The following is a 24513-nucleotide window of genomic DNA, read 5'->3' as shown; positions in this document are numbered from 1 at the left end:
TTGTGGGAACGATTGGGATTCAAAGGAGATTGATTTGTAAGGTTTGGAACAAACTCTAAATTCTTTCGGAAATAAAAAAAACTGCCGATAACTAAATCGATGGGAAATCGATTTCTCAGACTGACGATTTTTATATCTATAGCGCTCACGCTTTTTTCTTTTTGGGATCATCATCTTGTAGGTTATCTAAAAGATTTTATCGTATTTATCCATGAAATTGGTCACGCGATCGCTGCTTTGTTGACCGGTGGCTCTGTTCATACGATCGAACTTCACGGAAACGAATCCGGAGAAACCATAGCAAGTTCAGGAAGTGGATTTTTTATTTTTGTAGTATCCGCTGGATATTTAGGATCTTGTTTAATGGGAGGTTTTTTATTAAACCGAGGTTTTTCCGGAAAAATGATACGTCCCACTTTGATTTCTTTTGGAACGATTCTTTTACTGATGACAATCTCTTATTCCAAACCTGGAAACCTTGCACAATATACCGGAATTTTTTGGGGTTTAGGATTTGTATTGCTTGGAATTTTTAATTTTAGAATCAATCGATTCGTTCTCGTTTTTATAGGAACGAGTATTTCTCTTTATAGTTTATACGACCTTTTAGATTTTACTGGGAACATAGCATATACGGATGCGGGGATTATGGCGGCTTGGATAACGGGAGCAAATTCTTCTCAAGTAGTTCCGAAATCAGTAATCGTTTTGGGATATTTGATTGCTCTCCTTTGGTCTTTTTTTAGCTTATCCATCATATTCGTATCGGTTAAAAAAGTTTTCCAATCGGAAGAGATCGTAATCCCGGAACAAGAATTCCAACAAGACGGTTTTTTCCAATCTTCCGAGAACGAAAATAAGGAAGTCCCATTTCCCGGAGAAGTAACTCCCGAAGTGATGGAATGGTTTTTCAGTAAAGGACTGGATCTAAATGGAAAACCGTTACCAGCGGAGTTTTTAGAAAAAGAAGAATTATGAAAAAACAAAGAATATTGATCACAGGAGGAGCCGGGTTTATAGGTTCTCATCTGTGTGAAAAACTTTTGAAAGAAGGCAACGAAGTTATTTGTTTAGATAATTTGCATACTGGAAGAAAGAAGAACATTCAAAAACTCTTAAATGATTCTAAGTTTGAATTTATCAGACACGATATAACCGATCCTATCAAACTTGAAGTAGATCAGATCTACAACATGGCTTGTCCTGCAAGTCCGGTACATTATCAATCGAACGCGATCAAAACGATCAAAACGAACGTTTTAGGAATGATGAATATGCTCGGTCTTGCAAAAAGAGTAGGGGCGAGAATTCTTCAAGCCTCTACCAGCGAAGTTTACGGAAATCCACTGGAACATCCTCAAAAGGAAACGTATTGGGGAAACGTAAATCCGATTGGAATCAGAAGTTGTTATGATGAAGGTAAAAGGGTAGCCGAAACTCTTTGTTTCGATTATCAGAGAAACCATAAGGTTGATATTCGGGTGATTCGAATTTTTAACACATATGGTCCTAGAATGTTACCGGACGACGGAAGAGTAGTTAGTAATTTCATCGTACAAGCTCTAAAAAAAGAGGATATAACATTATACGGAGAAGGGGATCAAACTCGTTCTTTTTGTTATGTGGATGATTTGGTAGAAGGGATTGTTCGAATGATGAACGTTGAAAATTTCAACGGGCCAGTAAATCTAGGAAACGACGGAGAATTTACAGTTCGTGAATTAGCAGAATTGGTTTTAAAAGAAACTGGTTCTTCTTCTAAAATCATTCATAAACCGCTACCTCAAGATGACCCGGCGCGTAGAAAACCGGATTTGACTCTTGCCAAACAACAACTTGGATTTGAACCGAAGGTTCCTCTTGTAGAAGGAATTCGGAAAACCATCGAATACTTTAAAAATAACTTGGATTAAATTTACACAAAGAAATTCTGGACGTACTTTACCGACCAGTCCGGAAACACTATTGATCACCGGGAATAAATTATGAATATTGGAATTCTAAAAGAATCTAAAGAAGAAACAAGAGTATCCGTTACACCAGACATTGTAGATGCGCTTAAAAAAATCGGGGCGACCATACTTGTAGAAAAAGGCGCTGGAGAACAATCTTATTATCATGATGAAGATTATAAAAAAGCCGGAGCAAATCTTGTATCTCGTCAAGACGTTATCAGTAAGTCCAATATCATCGTAAGCATCCATCTTGCTGATCCTACAACATTAGGAAAAATGAAACCAGGAACTATTTATTTAGGAATGTTCCAACCTGCGATGAACGCACAAACAATTCAAAAACTTGCCTCTAAAAAGGTAGAAGTTTTAAGTTTGGATGCAATTGCAAGAATCACAAGAGCCCAGTCTATGGACGTGCTTTCTTCTCAAGCAACGGTTGCCGGTTATAAAGCGGTATTGCTCGCAGCTTCTCATTTAGCCAGATTTTTTCCAATGCTTACTACGGCGGCCGGGACAATTACACCTGCTTCCGTGTTGATTATCGGAGCGGGAGTCGCTGGATTGCAAGCGATTGCTTCTAGTAGAAGATTAGGCGCGGTAGTGGACGTATTTGATACAAGGCCGGAAGTAAAAGAGCAAGTTCATTCTCTTGGAGCGAAATTTGTAGAAGTAGAAGGCGCTTCTCATTCAGCTGCTGCTGGCGGCTATGCAGTTGAACAAACCGAAGAATATAAAAAACGTCAACAAGAAGCGATAGATAAGTACGCTCAAAAAGCGGATGTGATCATAACAACTGCACTTATTCCTGGAAAAAAAGCCCCATTATTGATCACTAAAAAGATCGTAGATAACATGAAATCGGGTTCTGTAGTTGTGGATCTTGCTTCTTCTATGGGCGGAAATTGCGAATATACAAAACATGGACAAAACGTAGTTACTCCTAAAGGAATCACAGTAATCGGTCATAAAAACCTTGCGGGTTCGATTCCCGCGGACGCATCTAAAATGTTTAGCAAAAACGTTTTAAATTTTCTTAAACTATTGATTAAGGATAAAAAAATCAATTTAGATCTGAACGATGAAATTCTTTCTTCAACTACGATTGCTTGCAAAGGCGAAATCCGTCATAAACTTACGTTAGACGCTTTGGGCTCCAAATCAGGGGCAGCAAAACCTAAGAAGAGCGCTTCCAAGAAATAAACCAAAAAAACCGAAAATAGTTCCGATCATCCAACCACCTATCACGTCGCTCACAAAGTGATGAAGAGAAAGTAACCTTCCTACTCCGGCTAAAAAACTGATTAAAATCAGAGCCGGAGAAAATTTAAACAACAGTACAAGAATCAAAACGGCCGTCATGGAATTGGCGGCGTGAGCGGAAGGAAACGAATGTTTCATGTCCGGATTAGAATCAACTTTTCCAGCGACCGTAATGAGAGGTCTTTTTCTTGCGATGAGCTTTTTAAGAAAAAGTACAAAACGATCGTTTGTATAAGTGACTAAACCGGTAAAAAGTAACACCCAATACCAAACAATTGGAAGATCATTTTTTAAATAAAGAAAAGGAAGAAGTATCAATAGAAATACTTCTCCACGATTGATTTTAGAAAGAATACGATTCAATCTAGGATTGTGGAGATTTGTCCGAATCCAAGTAGAAAGTGAAAAATCGATTTGATCTACAATATCTATCAAAGTTGAAAGTCTTTTTTAAGAATATCCGAAAGCCCTTTTCTTGGAAGGCTTTTTTGTTCCCCGGAAATTAGATCTTTGATTTGGATTGTTTCCGTGCGGATTTCCGATTCTCCAAGGAACAATACGTAGCGATAACCTTTTTTTTCCGCAATTTGAATTTGTTTTCCGATTTTTGCGGAATCTAACATCGTTTCGGTGAGGATCCCATTTTCACGGAGTTCTTTAGAAAGTTTGAAAGTATCTACGAAAAGGGATTCATCCATAATTGGAAGAAAAAGGGTTTTTTCTCTACTTAGATTCGGAATTAGGTGATGACCTTCTAAAAAGTTTTTCAGTGTTACGTCGCCTAATCCAAAACCGATACCGGATAATTGTTCTTTGGAAAATAAACCGATGAGATTATCATACCTCCCTCCGCCGTATAAGGATCTTCTATTTTCCGGATTGGTATCGAAAACTTCGAAGATACAACCGGTGTAATAATCGAATCCTCGGATAATGGAAGGATCGAATAACAATTGTTTGTCGATTCCAAGTTCGCCTAATTCCTGAAATAGTTTTCGGATGAAAGAAACAGAATCTGTATCAATTCCTGGAATCTTAGAAACCGTTTCTAAATTAGAATCGAGATACGTTTTAATCAGGGAGAATTGTTCTTTAAAGTTATTTAAAAAAGGTTTAATTTCTGTTTCGAAAACTTCAGGGGAAATTTTAGATTTTTTATCTAAAAGTTTAGAAACCCCGTGAACTTGATCACCATTGAGTTTGAGAGAATTTTTTAAAAAGCTATCTAAAAGTTTTCTATGAGAAACTTTGATTTGATAACTTCCTACCGGTGCTCCGAATTTTTTTAAAATCGAATCCGCGATCAAAAGAATTTCAAGCTCGGCACGATAAGAATCCACTCCGAAAAGATCCACATTCAACTGCCAGTGCTCTCTAAGTCTACCTTTGCCGGGTTGTTCGTAACGCCATAAGTTAGGAATAGAAAACCAACGTACAGGTTTAGGAAGGTTGCGTAAATTTCCTGCTACCATCCTTGCAAGCGTAGGAGTCATCTCCGGACGGATTGCAACTCTTCTTTCTCCTTTATCTATAAAATCGTATAACTGCCGTTCAACGATTTCTTCTCCGCTTTTGGCTTTATAGAGATCGAAGGATTCTAAAATAGGACCATCGTATTCCTCGTAGCCGAAAGAAAGAACGGTTTCCCGCATAACGGAAAACATCCAGTTCCGAAGTCTCATTTCCTCCGGATAAAAATCTCTGGTCCCCTTGTAAGGAGCTGTGGTTAAAAAGTTTTTCTGATTTTCCAAGGCAAATTACTGAGTCTTAATGAAGTTCATATTTTTCTTCAATAGAGTCATATTTGCCTTAGCATCGTTGGAGCCAACTATTTCTGCGCCTACGTGATAGATTTCTCCGACTTGGGAAATATGTCGGATGTGAAATGCAAATCGAAGAGGGGCTTGCATCTTAAAAGTAATATCCGCGGTAAAAACTGGTTTGTGTAAAAAAGATTGAATCAATTCAGGATCGGTTACTTCGAGAAGGATTCCACCTTCTGATATATTCAGAATGTTTTGTCTCTTATCCAAGGACTTTGTGTTTGAGTCCCCCATTCTTGAATTAAAAATTTCTTCCATTTCTTTGTAAAGAGGAACGACTTTGTCCGAAATCGGACCTTCGCTGGATTCGATCACTCCCATGGCGAATATTTGTGTTTCACCTCCACTTTTAAAAAGGATAGGATAGATAAGAAGAGAACGGGTTTTACTACTTTTGAAAAAACGAAGTCTTTCTTCTAAAATCAATTCTTCTTGGAGAGTTTCTTTGATTGGAAGTAAATCTAAGTTTGCAAATTCGCCTTCCGGATTTGAATCCAAAGTAGACGTGTCACGGATATAAATCGGTTTTTTATATTTTTTTACTAATTCTTCTTCCGGTGAAAGTTCTTTAGAAGAATTGAATACTAGTTTAGAAGAAGGATAAATCTGTTTTACTTTTCGGTTTAAATCGTTGAGTATAATTTGTCCGGAAGTTCCTAAAACTTTAGCAATATCTAATTCTTTTCTAGGAATTAAAAATTTATGAGCTATCACTTTCCCCATTAGACCTTCTATACGAGGGGACATTCTTTTTGCTTTTGCAATTCTCGCAAAAAGAGGTTTACATATAATCTGAGTGTCTGTTTTTTCGATCACGTCAAAGCTGATTTCTATGTGTTTAGAAAGAGTTCTATAAAGTACAAGCTCGTCATTGATGTTTGTTAGAGTAGAATCAGTTGGAAAAATAAAAGTACCGTCTTCTCTGATTTCCATCGGTTTTAATTCCTGATGAAAAGGGGATTCTTTAACGAGTAAACCTTGAAAATGAATATATTCTTTGAGAATATATTTTATCTTATTCACGTCTTGGATTGTTTCCCAAGATCTCTGAGCTTGCATGTGAGTTTGAAATTGTACGCTCATGAAAACTCCTCAGAGTTTTCTAAAACCAACTCTTCTATTTTTTGCTCTTCCGGTTTCTGTTTCATTGTCTGCATCCGGTTGTGAATACCAATAAGCCCTGATTCTCATTCTTTTTTCTGGAATTCCTTTTGAAAGAAGATACTCGTAAACGTTACGAGCTCTTTTGGTACTCAATCTTGTGTTGTATTCCTTAGAGGCTACGTTGTCGGTGTGTCCTCCAATTTCAATTTTATCGGACGCATTTTTCAAAAGATAGCCTACAAGAGGATCCAACAACTTTTTATTCTCGTCTGTGATTTTTGTTTTATTAAATTCAAAATAAACTCGTAGATTATAAACCGGATCTACGTCGCTTTCCGCTTTTAGATAAATTGTTACAGTTCCATTTTTGGAAATATTTTTTTGAATAATGTTAATACTTTCGGAAATATATTTCGGAGCTGTTGCAAATAATTCAAAATCGTTATTTGGTAATTGGTTGATAAGAAAAGATTTTTTATCCGCGTCTTGAATGAGGGATTCTCCTTTGCGATTTATAGGTGTAAAAAGAGTAACCTTAGCATCTGGAATGATTTGTTTTGTAGACACATCTGCTACGATGACTTTCAATGCGGCAGAATTTTGTTTTTGATTTTCTATAGGTTGTTCTACTTTTGTTTCTTCCGTTTTACCTTCTCCGATTTGAATCGGTAAAAGAATGTAGGTTCTATAGACTTTTCGATTTTTACCTATGTTTCCTCTTAGATCTAAAATATCTTCTTGGGGATGAAAGCCGGGAGAACTAATTTCTATTTTATAAACCTTTCCGGTTTGAAGAGTTGTTGCAAAATTAGAAGGTTTTCCTTTGGTAAGATCTCCTCCAATTCTTTTCGAAGTAATTACGTTAGCCGGTTTAGTTCCATCATAAATTTTTAAAGTAGAATCCAAACCAATCATCGTCTTTTCGGAACCGTCTAAAACTAAACCTTTGAAGTTCAAAGTATAGGAATTGCGAATAGATTCCGGAACTTGAAAACGAAAAATGTCAAATTGACCTTCTCCGCCAGAACGATTAGAAGAAACGTAAGCCCAGATACCGTCTTTGTCGAAACTGATTCCTTCGTTATCGAAACTTTCCCACTTATCAGTGTTAAACGGTTTAGGAAGCAGCAGCAAAGAGGATTGATCAATTTTAGGAATTAAAATTTCAGCCGACTTGGTTTTTGTAGTTTCTTCTGTTTCTTCTTCGTCTTCCAGCATGTTGTCTAGAGCAGATTTATATCTTAAGAATATTCTAAAAACTTTAAATTTCTTTCTTTCGTCTTCTCGATTGGAGCTGAAATAAAGTTGTTCCCCGTCTTGATGAATAAAAGGAAGAATTTCACTTTCGGAAGAGTTGAGAGGGGAACCTAAGTTTTTAGGTTGAGACCAACTTCCATTTTTTGGATTACGAACCGAGATCCAAAGATCGAAATCACCGTAACCTCCCGGACGATCCGAAGAGAAGATCAAAAAATTTCCATCGGGAGAAATTGCGGGCATCTTATCGTTGAAGTTGGAATTAATTTCACTGAGATGTTCCGGGTCGGTCCATCTTCCCGTTTTTTTATCTTTAATCGTTCTATAAATATTTAAACCTTCAAAACCGGAACGTCCGACGGCAAGATTGATTGTGGAAGTGAAATAAATTTCTGAAGGTGCGTTGTTGGAATCAAAAAGAATTGAAACCCCGCCTTCAAATGCGTTAGAATTGAATAGATTTGGTTTACGAACTCCTGCGACCGGGGGACGTTTCAGTTCTTCCCAAATGTTTTGATTCATGTTTACTGGTTTGGTCCATTCCGCAGGAATTTCCTTATCTAAAAAACGAATGTTCTCGGAAATCCAAATGTCCATTCCTCCTTCTCCGCCGGGACGGTTGGATTGAAATACGATGTATCTTCCATCCGGGCTTATGATGGGATTGTATTCGTCGTTTTGTGTGTTGAGAGGTTGACCGAATTGTTGTTCCGGAAGATCGGGAAGAGGCTGAGAGAAAACGGGTAAAAGAATACAAAAAGTCAGAATAAAAATCAATTTAGAAAAAGGACGCATGAACCCGCTCCGAAAAGAATGTAAGGATTATTGTTTTTAGTTTAAATTCAGGATCTTACTTAGAGTATCGGTCTTATATCTGAGTTTTTAAAGATGGAAAGTAGACAAGATTCGAATTCTTCAAGTTATTCTACAAAGATCTTTGGAGTATTGAATATTACCGAAGATTCATTTTCTGATGGGGGAAAGTATCTTACTTTTAAATCTTCTTCTGAAAAAGCGAATTCTCTTTTAGATCAAGGCGCAGATGTGATTGATATAGGAGCTCAGTCTTCTAATATTCAAGCAAGTTTGATTGGTTCCGAAATAGAATGGGTAAGAATGAAAAATCTGATTCCGGATTTAGTTGCAAAAGGAGTTCGTGTTTCCGTGGATTCTTTTCAGCCTCAAGTAATTGCTAATTCTTTATCTGCAGGTGTGGAATTTATCAATCATATCCGAGGTTTTGTGGATGAAGAATCTATTCGAGAAATTTCGCAATATGCTGGAAGCGATAGAAAGTTCATTTTGATGTATTCTCATAATCATTCTAATCGTGCTGAAACAAAATCACATTTAACAACAAATTGTGTAGTTTCAGAAATTGTACGATTTTTCCGAGAAAGAAAAAAAGTTTTGTTAAACGCAGGAATTGCACAAGAACAATTGATCTTTGATCCTGGAATGGGTTTTTTTCTTAGTCCCGATTTTCAGGTTAGTTTTGAAGTATTAAGAAAAATTAAAACTCTTCAGGAAGAATTTTCTCCGATGATGGTCTCAGTTACAAAAAAATCATTTTTAGGAAATGCACTCGGAGGTTTGAAAGTGGAAGAAAGGGAAATTCCTACCGTAATTGCCGAACTGTATTTATGTATTCAAAATGTAGAATATATTCGAACTCACGAACCTAAAAATTTAAAACAAGCTTTAAAAATTTGGAGTTTAATGAATATATAATTGTTATGGCAGGATTGGAATCCGTTTTATCTTAGTCAGTTTTTTCGTAAAAAAATAGATGTAGGAACTCTCACAAATCATGGACTTACAGTTAAACTTTGTAAATTGTGGGAACTACTATGAGATATAAAAGAATCATTATCTAATCAGATTTTTACACAAAATCGTTGTTTTGCGGTCATCGTCAAAATTTAAATCTATTTTAACGTGAGTTCGGTGTAAAAAATTTCTCTAAAAGTAAAAGTATGAGTTCCTACAATTTTAGAATTTGCTCCTAAAATCGTGATTTACAGTGGTTCGTTTCCACATCATTTTACAGACAAACCTAAGTTTTGCGGTAGTTCCCGCATTTAAAGAGTTAATCTGTAGAGTTCAGATTCCAGCTTTTTTCAGAATCATAGATTCCTTAGGCCGAACTCACGTTAAAATTAGGTCTTGGGACATGCAGTAAACCTTTATTACAAAACACTGTTTTAGTGCAGAATATTGAGTACTTTATTTTATAGTTCTGAGTATTATCTTCCTACTTTGATATCTTCGATCGTCTTTTTTCCGGAAGGATTGAGAGTCGGTAGAACGTCTTCTTCTTTAATTTGTATACCCTTGGCTTGCATTTTTTTAATATAAGTAAGGATCGGATGTAAGTCCGAGTTCGGATTTACCGAAAGTAGAATTTTTTTCCAGAGTTCTATAAACGAAAAGGTTTCTTTTTCAGATTCGGGGGATTTTCGAATCCATTCCAGTGCTTCGGAGTAGTTTCGTTTTTCGTAATATGCTTTTGCAATATAATAATTCAAATCCGGAATCTTATCATCTGTAGAATTGAGATTCATTGCGAACATCAAAAGATCGTCCCATTTTTCCAGATCGTGAGCCAGAAGAACCATAGATGCACGAGCGTTTTTGTGATAAGGATTGATCTCTAAAATTTTTTCCAGATAAAAATACGCTTTTTCGTAGTCTTGTTTTTCGAGAAAATAAGAGCTCAATTCATCCCAAGAAACCACTTCCATACCCGGAATCTTAGATTGGACGTCTAGAAGTAAAACGGTTTCTTCTTTTCGATTTTGACTCGTGAGCAATTTTCTAACTTGTTGAATTTGTTCTTTTTTTGCGGTTTTTAAATAAGTGGAAATTTCTCTTTTTGAGATTTCGTATTCATCGATTAAATAATACATTCGAATCAAATTTGAAAAACATACAGGATTTGATTCTGAAATTTTCATACACTCTTTCCAAGACGATTCTGCATCATCCAAAAGTGAATTTTTTGCAAATAAAATTCCCAGATTATTTTTATCTTCCGCTGTAGTTCCTTTATCTCTAAGTCTTCTTACTTTCCAAATCGAATTCATTTTTTCTAATTCGTTTTGTGAGAATTCAGTGGAGTTCAAGTATAAAAACGAAACATCCGTTTCTAAAACTTCTGCCTCTCGGATTGGATAAATACAAAAATGAAAAAGGAAAATGATAAAAAATGCCAAAGTTTGTCCCAAAATTCGAAAAGAAAAATGTGGTAGTTCCCACAGATTACGTCTCATAAAACTCTTTTTATAGTTTTGAAGCATTTGTTCGATAGTGAGTTCCCACGTTTTCTGGATTTTAGAGTAGATTCTCAATGAAAAAAGTCTTACCCAGACGAATGATAAAAAAAATCGTTTTTTGAGTTTAGTGTAGTTGTTATTTAAGTATTGTAGAATACGAGAATTTGAACTCTTACACGACTTTGTTTTGCTATAAAATATCATCTTATCATTCAAAAAATATAGGGATTAATACTTAACGTTTTTCTAAAATTTATCTTTGGATAAATCAGATCAGATATCGTTCTGCGGGTTTTCTTCCAATTGTTTTTGTGCATAAAGCATGTACTTTAGAGCTCGTTCTTTGTCGCCATGGAATAAATACATCAAAGAAAGATCAAGTGCATCCTGAGGGTTTGGGGGAGAGAAGTCTTCTGGATTTTCCTGATTCATTTCGAGTTTCGATCGGAATTCATCCAATTTATTTTTTGTAAGCTTTTCTAATGAATTAAAGAAAGCCGCTTCTTCTGGATTTTTTTTGGATTCTTCGACTACGTCTGAAAAACGAGTAAATCCTTTCGATCGTGAAGTCGCTTGTTTAAGAATTTCAAAAGACTGTTTAAAATTTCCTAAACGGGTATGAACTTCGGAAAGAAGCACCTGCATTCTGGAATCGTTCGGAAAGAGTTTATTTACTTTGTTTGCCGTTTCAAGACAGTCTTTCCAACGTTCTTTTTCAAAATATAGAGTTGCAAGAGCTGTAAGAGCCATTCGATTTTTCGGATCTAACCGAATCGCATTTGTAAGATAAAGTTCGGTTTTATCATCCTTCTCGAGTTGTCTATAACAATACGCGAGCAGGATATGCGACTTTAAAAATCTCTTTTCAATTTCTAAAGATTTTTTAAGAGACCGAATTGCCGTCTCTGTTTCACCGGTTCTATAAAGTTCGATTCCAATGTTATAGTAAAGTTCGGGTGATTTTCCGATCTGTAGTGCTTTTTGATAGATCTCGATCGCTTTTTTAGAGTTACCTTGTTTAGAATAAAGTGCCCCTAAATTGAGATAAGATTTCTGATATTTAGGTTGTGATTCAATTAAATCTTCATAAAGTCGAACTGCTTCCGGATATTTACCTTCTTTTTCTAAGGTCAGAGCCTGGTTGAATTTTTTGTTTATATCCGTCCCGGTCATATTACAACTATCGGATTGATTTAGAACCCGCGCGACTCAAAAAGTTGTAATGGTTTTTTCCGGTTTAACCGATTTGTTAAAGGAATCAATAGGACCGAGGAAACTATGAAACAAATAGCAATCTTAACCGCCCTGATTATTTTTACGTCTTGTGCGTCGGTAGAATCTAAACGAAGCGTCAGCGCTTCCGGAGATCCGTCGGAGATTTTTTTTGAAAAAGAAATCATTCCGATGGATTCTAATCCAAACTTCGTTTCTCAAAAACCTGCGCGTAGATCTTTCGAAGAAGAACTGAGCGTTGAAAAATACGCAAAGGCTCAACCACCTGAAAAAACAAATTCTTCTTCCGGAGATTTTGACGAAGTTGGGATGTCTTCCTGGTATGGCGCAAAGTTTCACGGTAAACCAACTGCAAGCGGAGAAAAATTTGATAAAACAAAACTAACTGCGGCGCATCCAACACTTCCTTTGGGTTCCATCATTAGAGTTCAAAATTTAGAAAATCAAAAAGAAGTAATAGTTCGTATTAACGATAGAGGGCCTTTTGTAAAGGATAGAATCATTGATCTTTCCGAAAGAGCAGCGGATACTTTGGATTTTAAAGATGTAGGTATTGCTAAAGTAGGTATTAAAGTAGTAAAACGTGGAGGAGCTACAAATGAGGAATCTGAAGATCTCGAAAACTCAGACGACGACGAAGCTCTTTTAGAAGATGGAAAACCTGAAAAATTAAATCCTCAAAAATCGGATTATCAAAACAAACCGATTGCCGGTGGAAAATACATCAAAGGTGCTCCTAAGGGATATACCGTTCAAGTAGGCGTTTTTCGGGAGCAATCTAGAGCCGAATCTTATAAGTCCAATCTTGGACAAGAATACGGTGAAAAAACTTTCCTATTTGCAAGAGACGGTTTGTTTGTAATTCAATTAGGGGATTTCGCAAGTAGAACTGAGGCGGAATCGTTGAAGTCAAAGTTAAAGAACGATGGAATTGATTGTTTCATTCCGAAAAAATAACCGTCTCTAAATTTTAAAAAATCGTTTCCTCGTTTAACGACCCCGTAACTTTTGCGGGGTTTCTTCTTAAGATTGTAGGATTTACATTTCAAAGTTCTTAGAGTCGTAAATTTTCAAAACGAATCTTTAAATTCCTCCGCCGTGTATAAACTCGTCTAAAATTTCTTCTAAATTGTCTTTTTCCTTTTTTAATTTAACGGAACGAATTCCGCCGTCCTTATCCATAGAATGAACTTCTTTTTGAAGAGTTTCGATTCTTTCAAGTAAGATAGAAAATACTTTGGCGACTGGGTCCGGAATCTCGTTGTGATCCAACATGTGCTCGCCTTCTTCACCGATTGGCATTTTAGAACGAACCACTTTGGCAGGAATTCCGACTACGGTAGTATCATGTGGAACGTCTCGCATAACTACGGATCCTGCACCCACTCGTACATTTTTTCCAATCGTAATATTTCCAAGAATTTTAGCGCCTGCGCCTACCACTACATTTTCGAGCAAAGACGGATGACGTTTTCCGGATTCTTTTCCAGTTCCTCCAAGAGTAACACCTTGGTAAATTAAACATCCTTTTGCGATCGTGGCGGTTTCGCCGATTACAACTCCGTGTCCATGATCGATCATAATTCCGTTTGCGATTTTTGCTCCGGGATGAATGTCGATTCCAGTGATAAATCTGGAAAAAGTATTGATCATCCTTGGGATTAAAGGGAGTTTCATCCTATAAAGAAAATGAGCCAGTTTATGAAACCAGAGGGCATGTAAACCGGGATAACAGAGTACAATTTCTAAATAAGACTTAGCAGCCGGATCATATTTCCTTATAAATTTAATGTTTTCAAACAAATGCTAATCTCCATTTTTCCCAAAACTACAATTGACCTTTCTGAAACAATTCGACATTTTTTTTCAAAAACTTGGGAAGATAAATTTTAGAAATTATTATGCCGGTTTAATTTGAATGAGAACTGTTAAGGAAAAGGTTCAAAATTCGTGATATGATGTAAAGAGGATTCTTTCTAATAAGAATAGAATATAAAATTGAAACGATATAAATTTTCAACACACCTAATCTTGTTTGTATTAACCTTTTTGACTCTTACATTTCAAAGTGAATTTTTCAGTATTCCTTTTTTATCGACTGAATCCTTGAAGGAATTGTTTTTTCTTAGACTTCCATATTCTCTTTCTTTGATTATAATTCTTTTAGCTCACGAGATGGGGCATTTTTTAGCGGCCCGTTATTACGGTATTCAAGTAACCTGGCCGTATTTTATACCGATTCCATTAGCTCCAATTGGAACTATGGGTGCTGTCATTCGAATTTTGGAACCGATCCGGAATAAAAAACAGCTCTTTGATATAGGAATCTGGGGTCCTCTTATGAGTTTGATTCTTTCCGTACCTTGTTATGTGATAGGAATCTATATGTCTTCTTTGGTTCCGATGGAAAGTGTAAAAGGAAATCCAGGAATCATTTCTTTTGGAGAATCTATTTTTACAATTTTCGTAAATCAATGGATTTTAGGACCTTTTAATCCTGCCGTTCAAGACGTCTGGATTCATCCTCTGGCTCAGGCGGGTTGGGTCGGGCTTCTTGTAACGGCGATCAATTTACTTCCATTCGGTCAACTGGACGGCGGTCATGTGATTTATTCCGTTTTTGGTGAAAGATATAGAAATTGGATTTATTATCTTTTTATTTGTTTTTTGTTCCTATGTTTGTGGAATTTTTCCTGGTTACTGTGGGGTTTCCTGATTTATTTCATCATAAAAATAGAACATCCTTTTGTTCCTGACTCGACGGTTCCCTTGGATCGAGTTCGAAGGATTGGTGGTCTGTTGATTTTATTTACGTTAGTCTTCATCTTTGTACCTTCCCCCATCCAATTTGGAACGGATATAAATCGACCAGGTCTTGCTGAGGAAATATGGACTTCGCTCAAATCGGTTTACTCAGATCTTTAATCCTTGTTCTAGTCGTAATTTCAACTCCGGTTTTCGACCAAGATCAAGAAATTAAACTTACGGAAAACGCATACGGTTTCACATATGACGGTACAAATTTTTGGTATTTAGATTCCACACATAGATCTTTGTATCGAGTTGATCCAAATGGAAAACAAGAATCGTTTTCATTGAACGTTCCTTTTCTTACAGGAATCAATTTTGATCCTCGTGAAGGAAGAATTTTTGTAGCCGGACGAAAACTCGTTTTAAAGGTAGAGCCCAATACGGGCGGTGTTACGGAAAGAATTTCGGTTCCGATCGAAAAAATTGCCGGAGTTGCAAGTATTAATTCTTTGCTTTATATTCTAGATCAAGAGAACGGAAAAATTTCCATCTTGGACAAAGCGACCGGAAAATTGATCGGAGGTTTTTTAACGGATCGGGCTCAACCTAGGGATTTGGTTTTTGCAAGAGATTCCATCTGGGTTTCGGATTCTTCCGATGGAAACATCTATCGATACAATCCGGATAACGGAGCGATTACCGGTTCCATCAAAACACCTTCTAAAGAAATTAGAGGAATTGTTTTTTTAGGAAGTAAAATTTTTGTAATCGATCGGGCCGGAAAGGAAGTTCGAAAAGTTTCCTTTGTAGAGACGGATCGTTTTATCGCTTCTGGGGAAACCATCCGTCTAATAAAAGTTAGGTTAACTTTTTCATTGAATGAAATATCGATCGCGGGAGGGGCTCTTGGAATTTTTCAACCACCTACGACGGAACACCAGAGGATCCGGAATTTAAAAATGACCCAAACTGGATTTAAACAGGACTTTATCGGAAGTGAAAAAGCCTTCGTAAAAGTTCTTGGTGTGGATGATTCTAAAGGTAAACAAACATTAGAATATTCTTTTGAAGTTCGGACTCAAAATATCCGTTATTACGTGACTGATGAATTTTTGGAAAAGAAAGAGAAAATAGGAGATGACTTAAAACTCTTCTTAAAAGACGGACCGATTGAAACTCAGAAAAATTCTTATTACGCGGATAAAATTTTCGATGCTAGGTTGTTTAGAAATACCATATCTTCTTTGAAAAAAAGTCTTTTAGATTCGGGTGTTCCCGTTCGTTCTCAATATACTGCTTTCATTACAAATTCAAATTCTGTTTCTTTCAAAGACACAATGGACGTTTATATCCCCGGTTTTGGATGGGCTCCTATTCAAAGCGTGAAACCTTCTTCGGAAGAATCTTCTCGTGTATTTAAAAAGGGAGAAGAAAGTATAGATCTATTTCGAGCTGATAGTTGGAAAGAGATTCAATCCCCCGTTTTTTACAAAAGTAGAGGTTCTGAAGAATGGAAAAATCTTTCGGCTGAGATTCAGGTAATTTTAGACTGATTCCGTAATTTTTGAATAAGTTATAAATAATGTAATATAAACTGCGTTCAGTGTAAAACGATAAAAAATTCTAAAAGTAAAGTTTCTACATTTAGAAAAATGATTTATGCCTATTTCATGAAAGGGATTTCTTTACTCGCGTTACTATAAGAAGGATAATCGTTGCGATATTCAAAAGAAAAATGATCGTTTTACAAAACATAAATCTTCAATGGAATAAACTTATGAGAGGAGCACCTTACTCGACGCTTCGAAATCGATTGGATAAATCGTATCAACTTCCTGAAATAATGTTCCATTATAATAGAGTTGTTGAAAAATTCTATAGTTCAGTTTAACAAAACTGCTTCAATCGACTATTTCCATAAAACAGATGGAGAATTCATTTTTTAACAATTCTAATTTTTATTGTAAAGTTCTGTTTCAGAGTAAACGGGATATGCTCGATGAGTAATCGTGTATTATCAATGTAAGAGTCACTTTCTAATTTTCTAAAAGTATGAGTTCCTACATTTTAGTGGATGAGGTCAGATTTCAGAGTGGAAGGAGAAAGCTTTCTGTGGTAGTTCCTACATTTTAGAAAAAATCTGTAGGTTCAGATTCCAATTTTTTTCAGAAAAATGAATCATGGATTTCTCTACGAATTCACGTTAAGTACAAGATCTTTCTCTTTTTTCCACCTTACGCTAAACTTACGTTAGTTTACATTTTTCAAAAAACTTTTTTGCTTGAAAAGATAAAGTTAAAGCCCTTCCAACCATAAGTAAAACTAAAGAAAACCAAAGAAGGTGATTGTCCTTCTGAATTTTTCCAAGATAAACAATTGGAAAAAAGAAAAAAGCGGTACTAATCAACATAGAATTACGGAGAATTTTCCCTTTTGTAAGTCCTATAAAAAAACCGTCTAAAATAAACGCAATCGCTCCGACTTCTAACACTGGAAATAACCAAAATCTATAATCTATTAACAAAGAGAACACCTTATCACTTTTTGTAATCATTCCGAAGATAAGATTGGGAAACAAAAAAACAAAACCAAGAAAAATGGAAGTGAAGAAAATAGAATTATAAAAAGCTAAATAAAGAAGTTCTTTAAGTAGTTTCCAATTTTTTTTACCATATATATTTCCGGCCAAACTTTCCGTAGCAAATGCAGCACCGTCTACTAAATATGCGCTGACAAGGATCAGTTGAAGTAGAATTGAATTTGCCGCTAAAATTTCCGTGCCTGCTTCCGAACTGAAATTTCGAAAAACACTAAATGTAACGATTAAAAACAAGGTTCTCAAAAAAATATCTTTGTTCAGATGAAGAAGGGAAGAAAAGCCTTGAACTGAAAATAAACTTTTATTATTTGATAATAAGAATTTTAAAATATTCTGAATTTTTAATTCTATAAAAAATGAAGATATAAAAACGAACAACATTCCAAATTGACTGATACTCGTGGCTAAACCGGCCCCATAGGCTTCCCAACCTAATTTAAGAATAAACCAAACATCTAAAAGAATATTGATTCCGTTCCCGACTAAGGTCCCGATCAATACGATCGAACTCTTTCCTCTTCCTAAAAACCAACCGGTAAAAACGTAATTACAAAGAACCGCGATCGAACCCGAAATTCTGGCGTCAAAATATGAAACTCCTGCGGTTTTGACTTCGGAGCTTCCTTCTAAAATTTGAAATCCGATTTCCCGAATCCATGGAGAAAGAATAAGAATCATCGCTCCGAAAAAACAAGCTAGAGAAATTGATCGAATCAAAATGAAAATGGATTCTTTTTCGTTTTTTTCTCCTATTGCCTGGGCTGTTAAGCCTGTGGTACCCATTCTTAAAAAACCAAACATCCAAAACATAAAATCGAAAATTATTCCGGATAAAGCGGCTCCCGCCATAAAAACATAAGTATTAATATTTCCTAATATAGCTGTATCCACTAGACCGGTAAGAGGGACCGTGATATTTGCAAGAATATTATAGAACGTAAGTTTATAAAATTTACGGCGTGTTTCGATGTTTATCGAATGGTGCATCAGTAGTAAAAAGTTAAGTTGTTTTTGGAAATCCCGGTCAAGTCATCTTATCCATTACACAGGAAGCCGTAATGTCTCCCGTGACGTTAATGGTCGTTCTGCACATATCTAAAAAACGATCTACTCCTAAAATGATTCCAATTCCTTCCGTTGGAATTCCTAATCCAGAAAGAATTGTGGCTAAGATGACAATTCCGACACCTGGAGTACTCGGAGTTCCGATCGATGCTCCAACGGTGGCAAAAAGGATGAATACCAATTGAGTCGGAGCTAATTCGATTCCAAAATACTGCGCTAAAAAAATAGTAGCTACTGACTGATAAAGTGCAGTTCCATCCATGTTGATGGTTGCTCCGACTGGAATGATAAATTCTGCTATGTTTTTTCTTATTCCTAAATTTTCAGTTGCTGTTTGAATCGAAACGGGCATTACAGCTGCAGAACTTGAAGTTGAAAATGCTAGTAATTGTAAACCTGCAATTTTAGTGAAAAAGTCGATCGGGTTTCTTCTGGCTAAAAAAATAAGAACAATCGAATAAACTACAATGATTAAAAAAAGTCCCAATAAAACGACACTCATATAAGCGCCTAAAGTAACTAATAATTCTATGCCGATAGAAGAAATTGCCTTTGTCATCAAACCAAAAACGGCGAAAGGAGTTAGAACCATCGCCCAATGTACAATTTTCATACTAATCTGAAAAACTGAATTTAATATCTCTAAAATCGGTTTTGATAAATCTTTGGAAACGGAAAGGATTGCGATTCCGAGCAAAATCGAAAACACGATTACGTTTAACATTTCTCCTTGAGTAATCGATAAAAATGGATTCTTCGGAAAGAATGACATCAATAACTCCGGATATTTATCCAAAGATGGGATCTCAACCGGAGCTGGAACTTTGGAACTAAGAATAGTTTGAATTTGGATCGCTGATTTTCCAGGTTTTAACCAAAGGGCCAACGTAATCCCGATTATAACCGCGATAAAAGTTGTAAAAACGAAATAAATTAAGGTTCTGATTCCTAGTTTTTTAATATTCTCTAAATTTTCGGCGGAACAAATTCCGAGAATAATAGAAGAAAAAATCAAAGGTATCATAATCATCTGCAAAAGGTTGATAAATATAAATCCGGGTATAATGAGCCAAGAAGTGACAAGTTGTGTGGTGTTTCTATCGACCAAAGATAAATCAGAACCGAGTAAAACTCCAGTAAGAATTCCAGCCAACATTCCAACGAAGATTTTTAACCAAAGTTTTTCTTTCAAACTACTTAGGATTTTGACATTAAGGGAAGTTAGTTTCTCGAAAACTCGCATATTGGAAAACTCTTTTGATTCCTTATTTTTTCTATTGATTTTTAGTTTTGGTATGAATTATTAAAGCCGTTTTCGAGATTTTAATGAAGCCCTATTTTTTCGAAACAAATAAAGAATTAGAAAAACGGACTTATAGATTATGGGATTAGATTTTCTGAGATCAGATTTGATTCTCTTCAATTATTATTCTTTTGGAAGTCTTTTAGTAACGATTACAACTTTTTTTCTCGCCGCTTTTTTTCTTAGTTTAAAAAGAAAAACGGTCGCTACATTTCATCTCGGAATCGCTTTCTTTACGTTTGGTCTTTTTGAAATCGGATATTTTATGGCTGCGTTTTATTATCATCCGATCGCGGCTTATCATAGATGGTTGACTGGTTGTTTAATTTTACCTACAATCACACATTTTACTCAGTTTCTTATCCGTTACCCGAGCAATAACAATCGAAAATTTGGGTTTTGGATGATGAGCTTCCAACACATTCTCGGATTTATTGTTGCCTGCTTTTTTATTTATCTCACTGCTATTTCCGAAAAGATATACCACTTTACCGCTCATCATTGGGATTTTAACGCTTTGATCGCAAGTAAGTATCTTGCGTTTATCATTGCTTTTTATTCTGTTATTGCTTTTATTCTCATTCCTTTCTGGAGAATCATCACAGATAAAGAAAAGAAAAAATTTGCAATCTTCCTATTTTCTATTGGGTTTATGATCGCCGCATTTTATCCGAATATTTCAAACGTTTTAAGTCGAGACGGATTTATGGAAAGATCCACATATATGACTTCGAACGTTATCTTCTTTATTGCGGCTTTTTCGGTCATAGTAATCGCCTTTATCAACAATAGCACTGAAAGAACCACTTTCATGGTTAAGATCGTGGGAATCACGTTATTTACCATTTGTCTGATTATGCAGGCGCTTGTATTTATCTCTAACCAGGACAAGGAAGCAGAATACGATAGTTTGAATATTGTAAATGCCGAAAGGGTTTTAGAGAGTGGTCGTGGTAACGGCGAAGTACAATATACGCTTAGATACGACGAACGAACCGGCGAATTGATCACGGATGATTACGATCCAAATTACGGATTAGATTTATCTCTTGTTAAAGTCGACTTACAAAATACGTTGATTTATGAAGAGATCGCGACTCTAAAAGAAGATCATTTTCGTGAAAATTTAAAAATTATCTTAGACGAATCGCCAGAATATTTTGCAGGTCACAAAGATACTATCTACAATTTCGTAAAAGGAAATTCTTCTCTAAATACAAAGGATCTAAAAAAAGAGCTTTTGAAATATGCAGAAAAGCTAAATAAAGACGCTTTCGTAAATACTAATAAACTGCAGGGTATCAATTCCGATTCTTTTTGTGAACAAGGAAAGTCTTATTTGGAAAAAAATAAGGACTTAGAATCATATAGAAACGGAATTTTGAAAAATCTAGAAGGATGTAGCTGGAAAGGAAAGGAGCTTTCAGGTAAGGAGTTAAAAGCGGAATTTTTAAAATACTTCAGTTATTTTAAACCTGCTGAAACCAGACACTATAGAAGAAGTATAGACGGACTTGGACATCACGTTGCGTTTATGAAATATCTTCCTTCTAAAAAACAAATAGTAGAATTAGGTTTTTCTTATAAAAGGTATAGAGAGTTCGTACATCCTACTTCTGTAAAACAAACGATCATTTTGTTTGCGGTGATTTTTGTGGTTCTTGTATTATTCCCGTTGTTCTTCAAAAGTAGTCTTGTCAATCCATTGAATAATTTGTTGTCCGGTGTGGAAAAGGTAAATAAAGGAGATCTTGATGTTCAAGTTCCCGTAAAAGTGAGAGATGAAATTGGGTTTTTGGCGGATTCGTTCAACTCGATGGTTTCTTCTATCAAACAAGCCAGAAGAGAGCTTCAAGATTACGCGGAGAACTTGGAGGAAAAAGTAAAAGAAAGAACTCAGGAAGTCCAAGAGAAAATGGAGGAAGTCCAAAGGCTGAAAGTTCAACAGGACGGAGATTATTTTCTTACTTCTCTTTTAGCTAAACCACTTTTTTATAACGCGAATAAATCGAAACTCGTACATTCAGAATTTATGTTAAAGCAAAAAAAACAATTTGAGTTTCGTGGAAAACATTCCGATTTGGGCGGAGATATTTGTATCACCGGAAATTTACGTTTGGGAAAACCGGATCACTACAAACGTTATACGATGGTCATGAACGGGGATGCGATGGGCAAGTCTATGCAGGGCGCGGGTGGTGCTTTGGTGATGGGTGTCGTAATGAACTCCATTATGGCTCGTTCAGCGGCTAACAATAGAATTTTAGATAAAACACCTTCTGAATGGTTAGAGGACGTATATAAAGAGATCCACGCTGTGTTTAAATCGTTTAACGGAAGTATGGTGATTTCTGCGACGATTTTTTTGATCGAAGAAGAATCTGGAAAATGTTTTTATTTCAATGCGGAACATCCGTTTACGGTTTTGTATCGAGATGGAAAAGCCAGCTTTTTGGAAGAAGGATTACAACTTCGTAAATTAGGATTAGATTCCGAATTCGATTTTCAAGTACGGACTTTCGAATTGAAAAAAGGAGACGTTTTAATATTAGGATCGGACGGTAGGGATGATATAGATCTTACTCCGGAAGAAACCATAAGAACGATCAATGAGGACGAGAATTTATTTCTCGTAAACGTAGAAAATGGAAAAGGAAATTTAGAGGATATTGAAAGTGAAATTCGCAAACACGGAGAACTAACGGACGATCTTTCTCTTTTAAAAGTAGAGTTCCAGACGGAAAGAAAAGCGGATGAGCCGGAAGAGGTTTTTACCGGAGGAGATAGAATCGAAGTCGCCTTAAATCCTGACGTAATTTACGAAGATGCAAAACAACTTTATAAAAACGGAAAAGTAGATCAAGCTCTTGAACTTCTTAAAACGGGATATACTCACGATACGGCAAATCAAAAGATAAATAAACTTTTGGGTCTTCTCAGTTTTAAAGGGAAAGATTATACAACCGCAATCGAAGTTTTAAACAACTATCTCAAAACGGATCCGGGATTGCACGAATATTGGTTTTATCTTTCCATTGCAAATAAGAAAGTAGGAAAGTATGAACAAGCTCTTCAAGCGAGTTTAAAACTAAACGATATTCAACCGGAGAATTTATCCAATTTAGTGAACCTTTCCGATATTTATCGTTTGATGGATCAATTTGACTTGGCCGAAGAAATTGCAAAAAAACTAATACACTTGGATCCAGGAAATCAAAACGGAGAAAGACTTTTGAAACTCATTGAAAGGGATCGTGCGTAAGTTTTTATTTGGAATTTTATTTCTAATTTCTTTTAGTCTTCATTCGGATAAACGCGCATGGATTCGGAGAATTCCCCTAAGTAGAGGAGAACTCGTCCTTGAAATTCAAAATCATTCCCAAGATAAAAATTGGAATGAATTTGCTTATCATAAAACTTCTGACCTTTTTAAGGCTTTAGAATCTTATTCCGGGATTTCCTTTCATGAAGCGAGCGCTTCCGTGTTTGAGGGTCAAAAGGCTTCCGAGAAATATAAAGTTCTTGTAATAGTCCAAGATAGAATTCTTTTAAATGGAACAAGGGTAGGTGGATACAATAATATTTCCGGAGACTTAGGGTCGGTACGTGGAATTTTTATGGAACCGAATCTTTCTCCTGTGGGTTATCCTGCGTTATTATTTCATGAACTCGGACATTTTTATTTTTCGGATTTGCCTTGGTTGAGTGAGGGGTTGGTTTCTTTTTTACCTTTTGTTTTGTATAAAGAAAGAAAAATAAACCTTACAAAAGAAGAACTGATTTCGATCGCAGAAGAATGGAATACTGAAGAAGGTCTTCAAGGAGAAAAAGATTTTCCGTTAGATCCTGATTTTAGGGAAAAAAATCCTTCCGCCACTTCTACTTTTTATAACAAAGCATTAAAAATTCAATATATTCTTTATAAAGAATTAGGTCCTGCGGGTTATCGGGATTTTGTCAAGAAATTGGTTTTTGAAAATTCTCCTAAAACTACAAAAGAAGTGATCTTAAAATTAAAATCGATTCGAGACAAAAACTGGACTAGTTTATTAAAAGGTTGGGTCACTCCGGGGCCTTACGAAGTTTATACTTGGAAAACTTTCCAAAAAGAATCTATCTTAGGAACGTTTGTACAATTTCCTTAATAAAGCCTTAAAAAATTATTTTCCTTTTTTTAAAATTGAATTTACAGCGTTGTTCTACTTAGAACTAAAAGTACCTATTTAATAGTTTACGCTTTTATCATGTGAATTCAGAGAAAGAAACCGGGGCGAATCCGGCGTTACCCATAACCTTACCCACAAGTTGAATAGAATTTTAGAATCAGAAGGCTCAAAAACGCACATTTTTCAAATGTTCCGACAAAGAATAAGTCTTTTTATTTGCAAAAAACATGTTTTTCTGATAGAGAAAAATTTTCCGAACTTCTCCACCCACCCAAAATAGGGAAAACTCAACACAACGCTCTCTATGAATCGCGTTGTGGGGTGGGAACTCAGTTTTACAGAGGATTTGTCGTAATTCCCACAGATTTAATATTGAGATCCAAATACTTGTGGGTAAGGTTATGGCGTTACCGGATCGCGCTTTCAGTTCGAGTCAATAAATTGTATGAAAAAAACATAATGTAATATTTCATCTTTAGTTTCGATCTCTTTCGTATTGGATTCTATTAAACTTACGTGAAACTACACTTTATGATAAAGTTGAATACCGTAAATTTTTGTTATAAAGCTCTGTTTCAGCGTAAAATACCGGGTGTTTTTATTCTATAGTTCTAAGTAATGTCAGTTCAATTCTTTTATTAACGTGAGTTCGGCATTAGAAAGTGAGAAAGAATTTTCTAAAAGTGGTAGTTCCCAAATCCATTTTTCACGATAAAACGAAA

18 protein-coding genes are annotated in these 24513 nt (G+C 35.7%); 9 read left to right on the top strand and 9 right to left on the bottom strand.

Annotated features, from left to right (window positions below; translation table 11 throughout):
• The first annotated feature begins 99 nt into the window (after positions 1-99).
• The 3 genes from LEP1GSC049_RS208110 (at position 100) to LEP1GSC049_RS208120 (ending at position 3155) form a co-directional block, all read left to right on the top strand.
• Positions 100-978 carry a M50 family metallopeptidase gene (locus tag LEP1GSC049_RS208110; protein WP_004754907.1) on the top strand — a complete coding sequence of 293 codons (879 nt, stop codon included), beginning with the start codon at positions 100-102 and terminating at the stop codon, positions 976-978.
• Positions 975-1913 carry a UDP-glucuronic acid decarboxylase family protein gene (locus LEP1GSC049_RS208115; protein WP_004753565.1) on the top strand — a complete coding sequence of 313 codons (939 nt, stop codon included), beginning with the start codon at positions 975-977 and terminating at the stop codon, positions 1911-1913. Before LEP1GSC049_RS208110 ends, LEP1GSC049_RS208115 begins: the two co-directional genes overlap by 4 nt.
• A gap of 72 nt (positions 1914-1985) precedes the next feature.
• On the top strand, positions 1986-3155 hold the full coding sequence (locus tag LEP1GSC049_RS208120; RefSeq protein ID WP_004755285.1) for a Re/Si-specific NAD(P)(+) transhydrogenase subunit alpha: 1170 nt from the start codon (positions 1986-1988) through the stop codon (positions 3153-3155).
• Here the strand turns inward: LEP1GSC049_RS208120 and LEP1GSC049_RS208125 are convergent.
• From LEP1GSC049_RS208125 to LEP1GSC049_RS208140, 4 genes are read right to left on the bottom strand one after another with little or no spacing between them, the layout of a single operon-like run.
• On the bottom strand, positions 3114-3650 hold the full coding sequence (locus LEP1GSC049_RS208125; RefSeq protein ID WP_004755448.1) for a phosphatase PAP2 family protein: 537 nt from the start codon (positions 3648-3650) through the stop codon (positions 3114-3116). The two genes, LEP1GSC049_RS208120 and LEP1GSC049_RS208125, sit on opposite strands and share 42 nt — an antisense overlap.
• On the bottom strand, positions 3647-4966 hold the full coding sequence (hisS, locus tag LEP1GSC049_RS208130) for a histidine--tRNA ligase (protein ID WP_004754414.1): 1320 nt from the start codon (positions 4964-4966) through the stop codon (positions 3647-3649). Before hisS ends, LEP1GSC049_RS208125 begins: the two co-directional genes overlap by 4 nt.
• A 6-nt stretch (positions 4967-4972) precedes the next feature.
• On the bottom strand, positions 4973-6121 hold the full coding sequence (locus LEP1GSC049_RS208135; protein WP_004754032.1) for a DUF1577 domain-containing protein: 1149 nt from the start codon (positions 6119-6121) through the stop codon (positions 4973-4975).
• Positions 6122-6130: 9 nt separating this feature from the next.
• Positions 6131-8194: an OmpA family protein gene (locus LEP1GSC049_RS208140; RefSeq protein ID WP_016561210.1), complete on the bottom strand. Its 2064-nt coding sequence runs from the start codon at positions 8192-8194 to the stop codon at positions 6131-6133.
• A 93-nt stretch (positions 8195-8287) separates the two neighbouring features.
• Here LEP1GSC049_RS208140 and folP point away from each other — a divergent pair, with 93 nt between their 5' ends.
• Entirely contained in the window at positions 8288-9130 is an 843-nt protein-coding gene (folP, locus tag LEP1GSC049_RS208145) for a dihydropteroate synthase (protein ID WP_004754972.1), read from the top strand.
• Positions 9131-9645: 515 nt separating this feature from the next.
• On the opposite strand, the gene LEP1GSC049_RS208150 is transcribed toward folP, so the two are convergent.
• Both LEP1GSC049_RS208150 and LEP1GSC049_RS208155 read right to left on the bottom strand, forming a co-directional pair.
• A complete protein-coding gene (locus tag LEP1GSC049_RS208150) occupies positions 9646-10698 on the bottom strand; it encodes a tetratricopeptide repeat protein (RefSeq protein WP_004755438.1) in 1053 nt (350 codons plus the stop codon).
• A 249-nt stretch (positions 10699-10947) separates the two neighbouring features.
• Entirely contained in the window at positions 10948-11847 is a 900-nt protein-coding gene (locus LEP1GSC049_RS208155; protein ID WP_004755230.1) for a tetratricopeptide repeat protein, read from the bottom strand.
• 105 nt (positions 11848-11952) lie between these two features.
• Between LEP1GSC049_RS208155 and mpl36 the strand changes: the two genes are divergently transcribed.
• On the top strand, positions 11953-12864 hold the full coding sequence (gene mpl36 / locus LEP1GSC049_RS208160) for an RlpA family plasminogen-binding lipoprotein MPL36 (RefSeq protein ID WP_004754780.1): 912 nt from the start codon (positions 11953-11955) through the stop codon (positions 12862-12864).
• Between the two features lie 126 nt (positions 12865-12990).
• Here mpl36 and cysE read toward each other — a convergent pair whose 3' ends face one another.
• Positions 12991-13710 (bottom strand): serine O-acetyltransferase, encoded by a 720-nt coding sequence (gene cysE / locus LEP1GSC049_RS208165; protein WP_004756700.1) that lies wholly within the window; start codon positions 13708-13710, stop codon positions 12991-12993.
• A gap of 228 nt (positions 13711-13938) precedes the next feature.
• Between cysE and LEP1GSC049_RS208170 the strand changes: the two genes are divergently transcribed.
• Positions 13939-14832: a site-2 protease family protein gene (locus LEP1GSC049_RS208170; protein ID WP_004755305.1), complete on the top strand. Its 894-nt coding sequence runs from the start codon at positions 13939-13941 to the stop codon at positions 14830-14832.
• Positions 14796-16211, top strand: coding sequence for an NHL repeat-containing protein (locus tag LEP1GSC049_RS208175; protein ID WP_004756594.1), 1416 nt, complete (start codon positions 14796-14798; stop codon positions 16209-16211). The genes LEP1GSC049_RS208170 and LEP1GSC049_RS208175 overlap by 37 nt, the downstream gene beginning before the upstream one ends.
• Positions 16212-16903: 692 nt before the next feature.
• Here LEP1GSC049_RS208175 and LEP1GSC049_RS208180 read toward each other — a convergent pair.
• Entirely contained in the window at positions 16904-18244 is a 1341-nt protein-coding gene (locus tag LEP1GSC049_RS208180) for an MATE family efflux transporter (RefSeq protein ID WP_016748276.1), read from the bottom strand.
• 37 nt (positions 18245-18281) lie between these two features.
• A complete protein-coding gene (locus tag LEP1GSC049_RS208185; RefSeq protein WP_004763587.1) occupies positions 18282-19565 on the bottom strand; it encodes a dicarboxylate/amino acid:cation symporter in 1284 nt (427 codons plus the stop codon).
• 139 nt (positions 19566-19704) lie between these two features.
• Between LEP1GSC049_RS208185 and LEP1GSC049_RS208190 the strand changes: the two genes are divergently transcribed.
• A complete protein-coding gene (locus LEP1GSC049_RS208190; RefSeq protein ID WP_004753594.1) occupies positions 19705-22887 on the top strand; it encodes a SpoIIE family protein phosphatase in 3183 nt (1060 codons plus the stop codon).
• On the top strand, positions 22880-23770 hold the full coding sequence (locus tag LEP1GSC049_RS208195) for a hypothetical protein (RefSeq protein ID WP_025175918.1): 891 nt from the start codon (positions 22880-22882) through the stop codon (positions 23768-23770). The genes LEP1GSC049_RS208190 and LEP1GSC049_RS208195 overlap by 8 nt, the downstream gene beginning before the upstream one ends.
• Positions 23771-24513 lie beyond the last annotated feature (743 nt).

The sequence above is a fragment of the Leptospira kirschneri serovar Cynopteri str. 3522 CT genome, from assembly GCF_000243695.2.
Classification (GTDB): Bacteria; Spirochaetota; Leptospiria; order Leptospirales; family Leptospiraceae; genus Leptospira; species Leptospira kirschneri.
The sequence above is the reverse complement of the archived record's forward strand: the minus strand, read 5'-3'. Positions and strand labels throughout refer to the sequence as shown.

Bases quoted from the DNA above. Each gene is read 5' to 3' on its own strand.
- LEP1GSC049_RS208190 (WP_004753594.1), top strand. From the start codon at position 19,705: ATGGGATTAGATTTTCTGAGATCAGATTTGATTCTCTTCAATTATTAT.
- LEP1GSC049_RS208185 (WP_004763587.1), bottom strand. From the start codon at position 19,565: ATGCGAGTTTTCGAGAAACTAACTTCCCTTAATGTCAAAATCCTAAGT.
- LEP1GSC049_RS208135 (WP_004754032.1), bottom strand. From the start codon at position 6,121: ATGAGCGTACAATTTCAAACTCACATGCAAGCTCAGAGATCTTGGGAA.
- mpl36 (WP_004754780.1), top strand. From the start codon at position 11,953: ATGAAACAAATAGCAATCTTAACCGCCCTGATTATTTTTACGTCTTGT.
- folP (WP_004754972.1), top strand. From the start codon at position 8,288: ATGGAAAGTAGACAAGATTCGAATTCTTCAAGTTATTCTACAAAGATC.
- LEP1GSC049_RS208110 (WP_004754907.1), top strand. From the start codon at position 100: ATGGGAAATCGATTTCTCAGACTGACGATTTTTATATCTATAGCGCTC.
- LEP1GSC049_RS208155 (WP_004755230.1), bottom strand. From the start codon at position 11,847: ATGACCGGGACGGATATAAACAAAAAATTCAACCAGGCTCTGACCTTA.
- LEP1GSC049_RS208120 (WP_004755285.1), top strand. From the start codon at position 1,986: ATGAATATTGGAATTCTAAAAGAATCTAAAGAAGAAACAAGAGTATCC.
- LEP1GSC049_RS208175 (WP_004756594.1), top strand. From the start codon at position 14,796: ATGGACTTCGCTCAAATCGGTTTACTCAGATCTTTAATCCTTGTTCTA.
- LEP1GSC049_RS208150 (WP_004755438.1), bottom strand. From the start codon at position 10,698: ATGCTTCAAAACTATAAAAAGAGTTTTATGAGACGTAATCTGTGGGAA.
- LEP1GSC049_RS208140 (WP_016561210.1), bottom strand. From the start codon at position 8,194: ATGCGTCCTTTTTCTAAATTGATTTTTATTCTGACTTTTTGTATTCTT.
- LEP1GSC049_RS208115 (WP_004753565.1), top strand. From the start codon at position 975: ATGAAAAAACAAAGAATATTGATCACAGGAGGAGCCGGGTTTATAGGT.
- LEP1GSC049_RS208180 (WP_016748276.1), bottom strand. From the start codon at position 18,244: ATGCACCATTCGATAAACATCGAAACACGCCGTAAATTTTATAAACTT.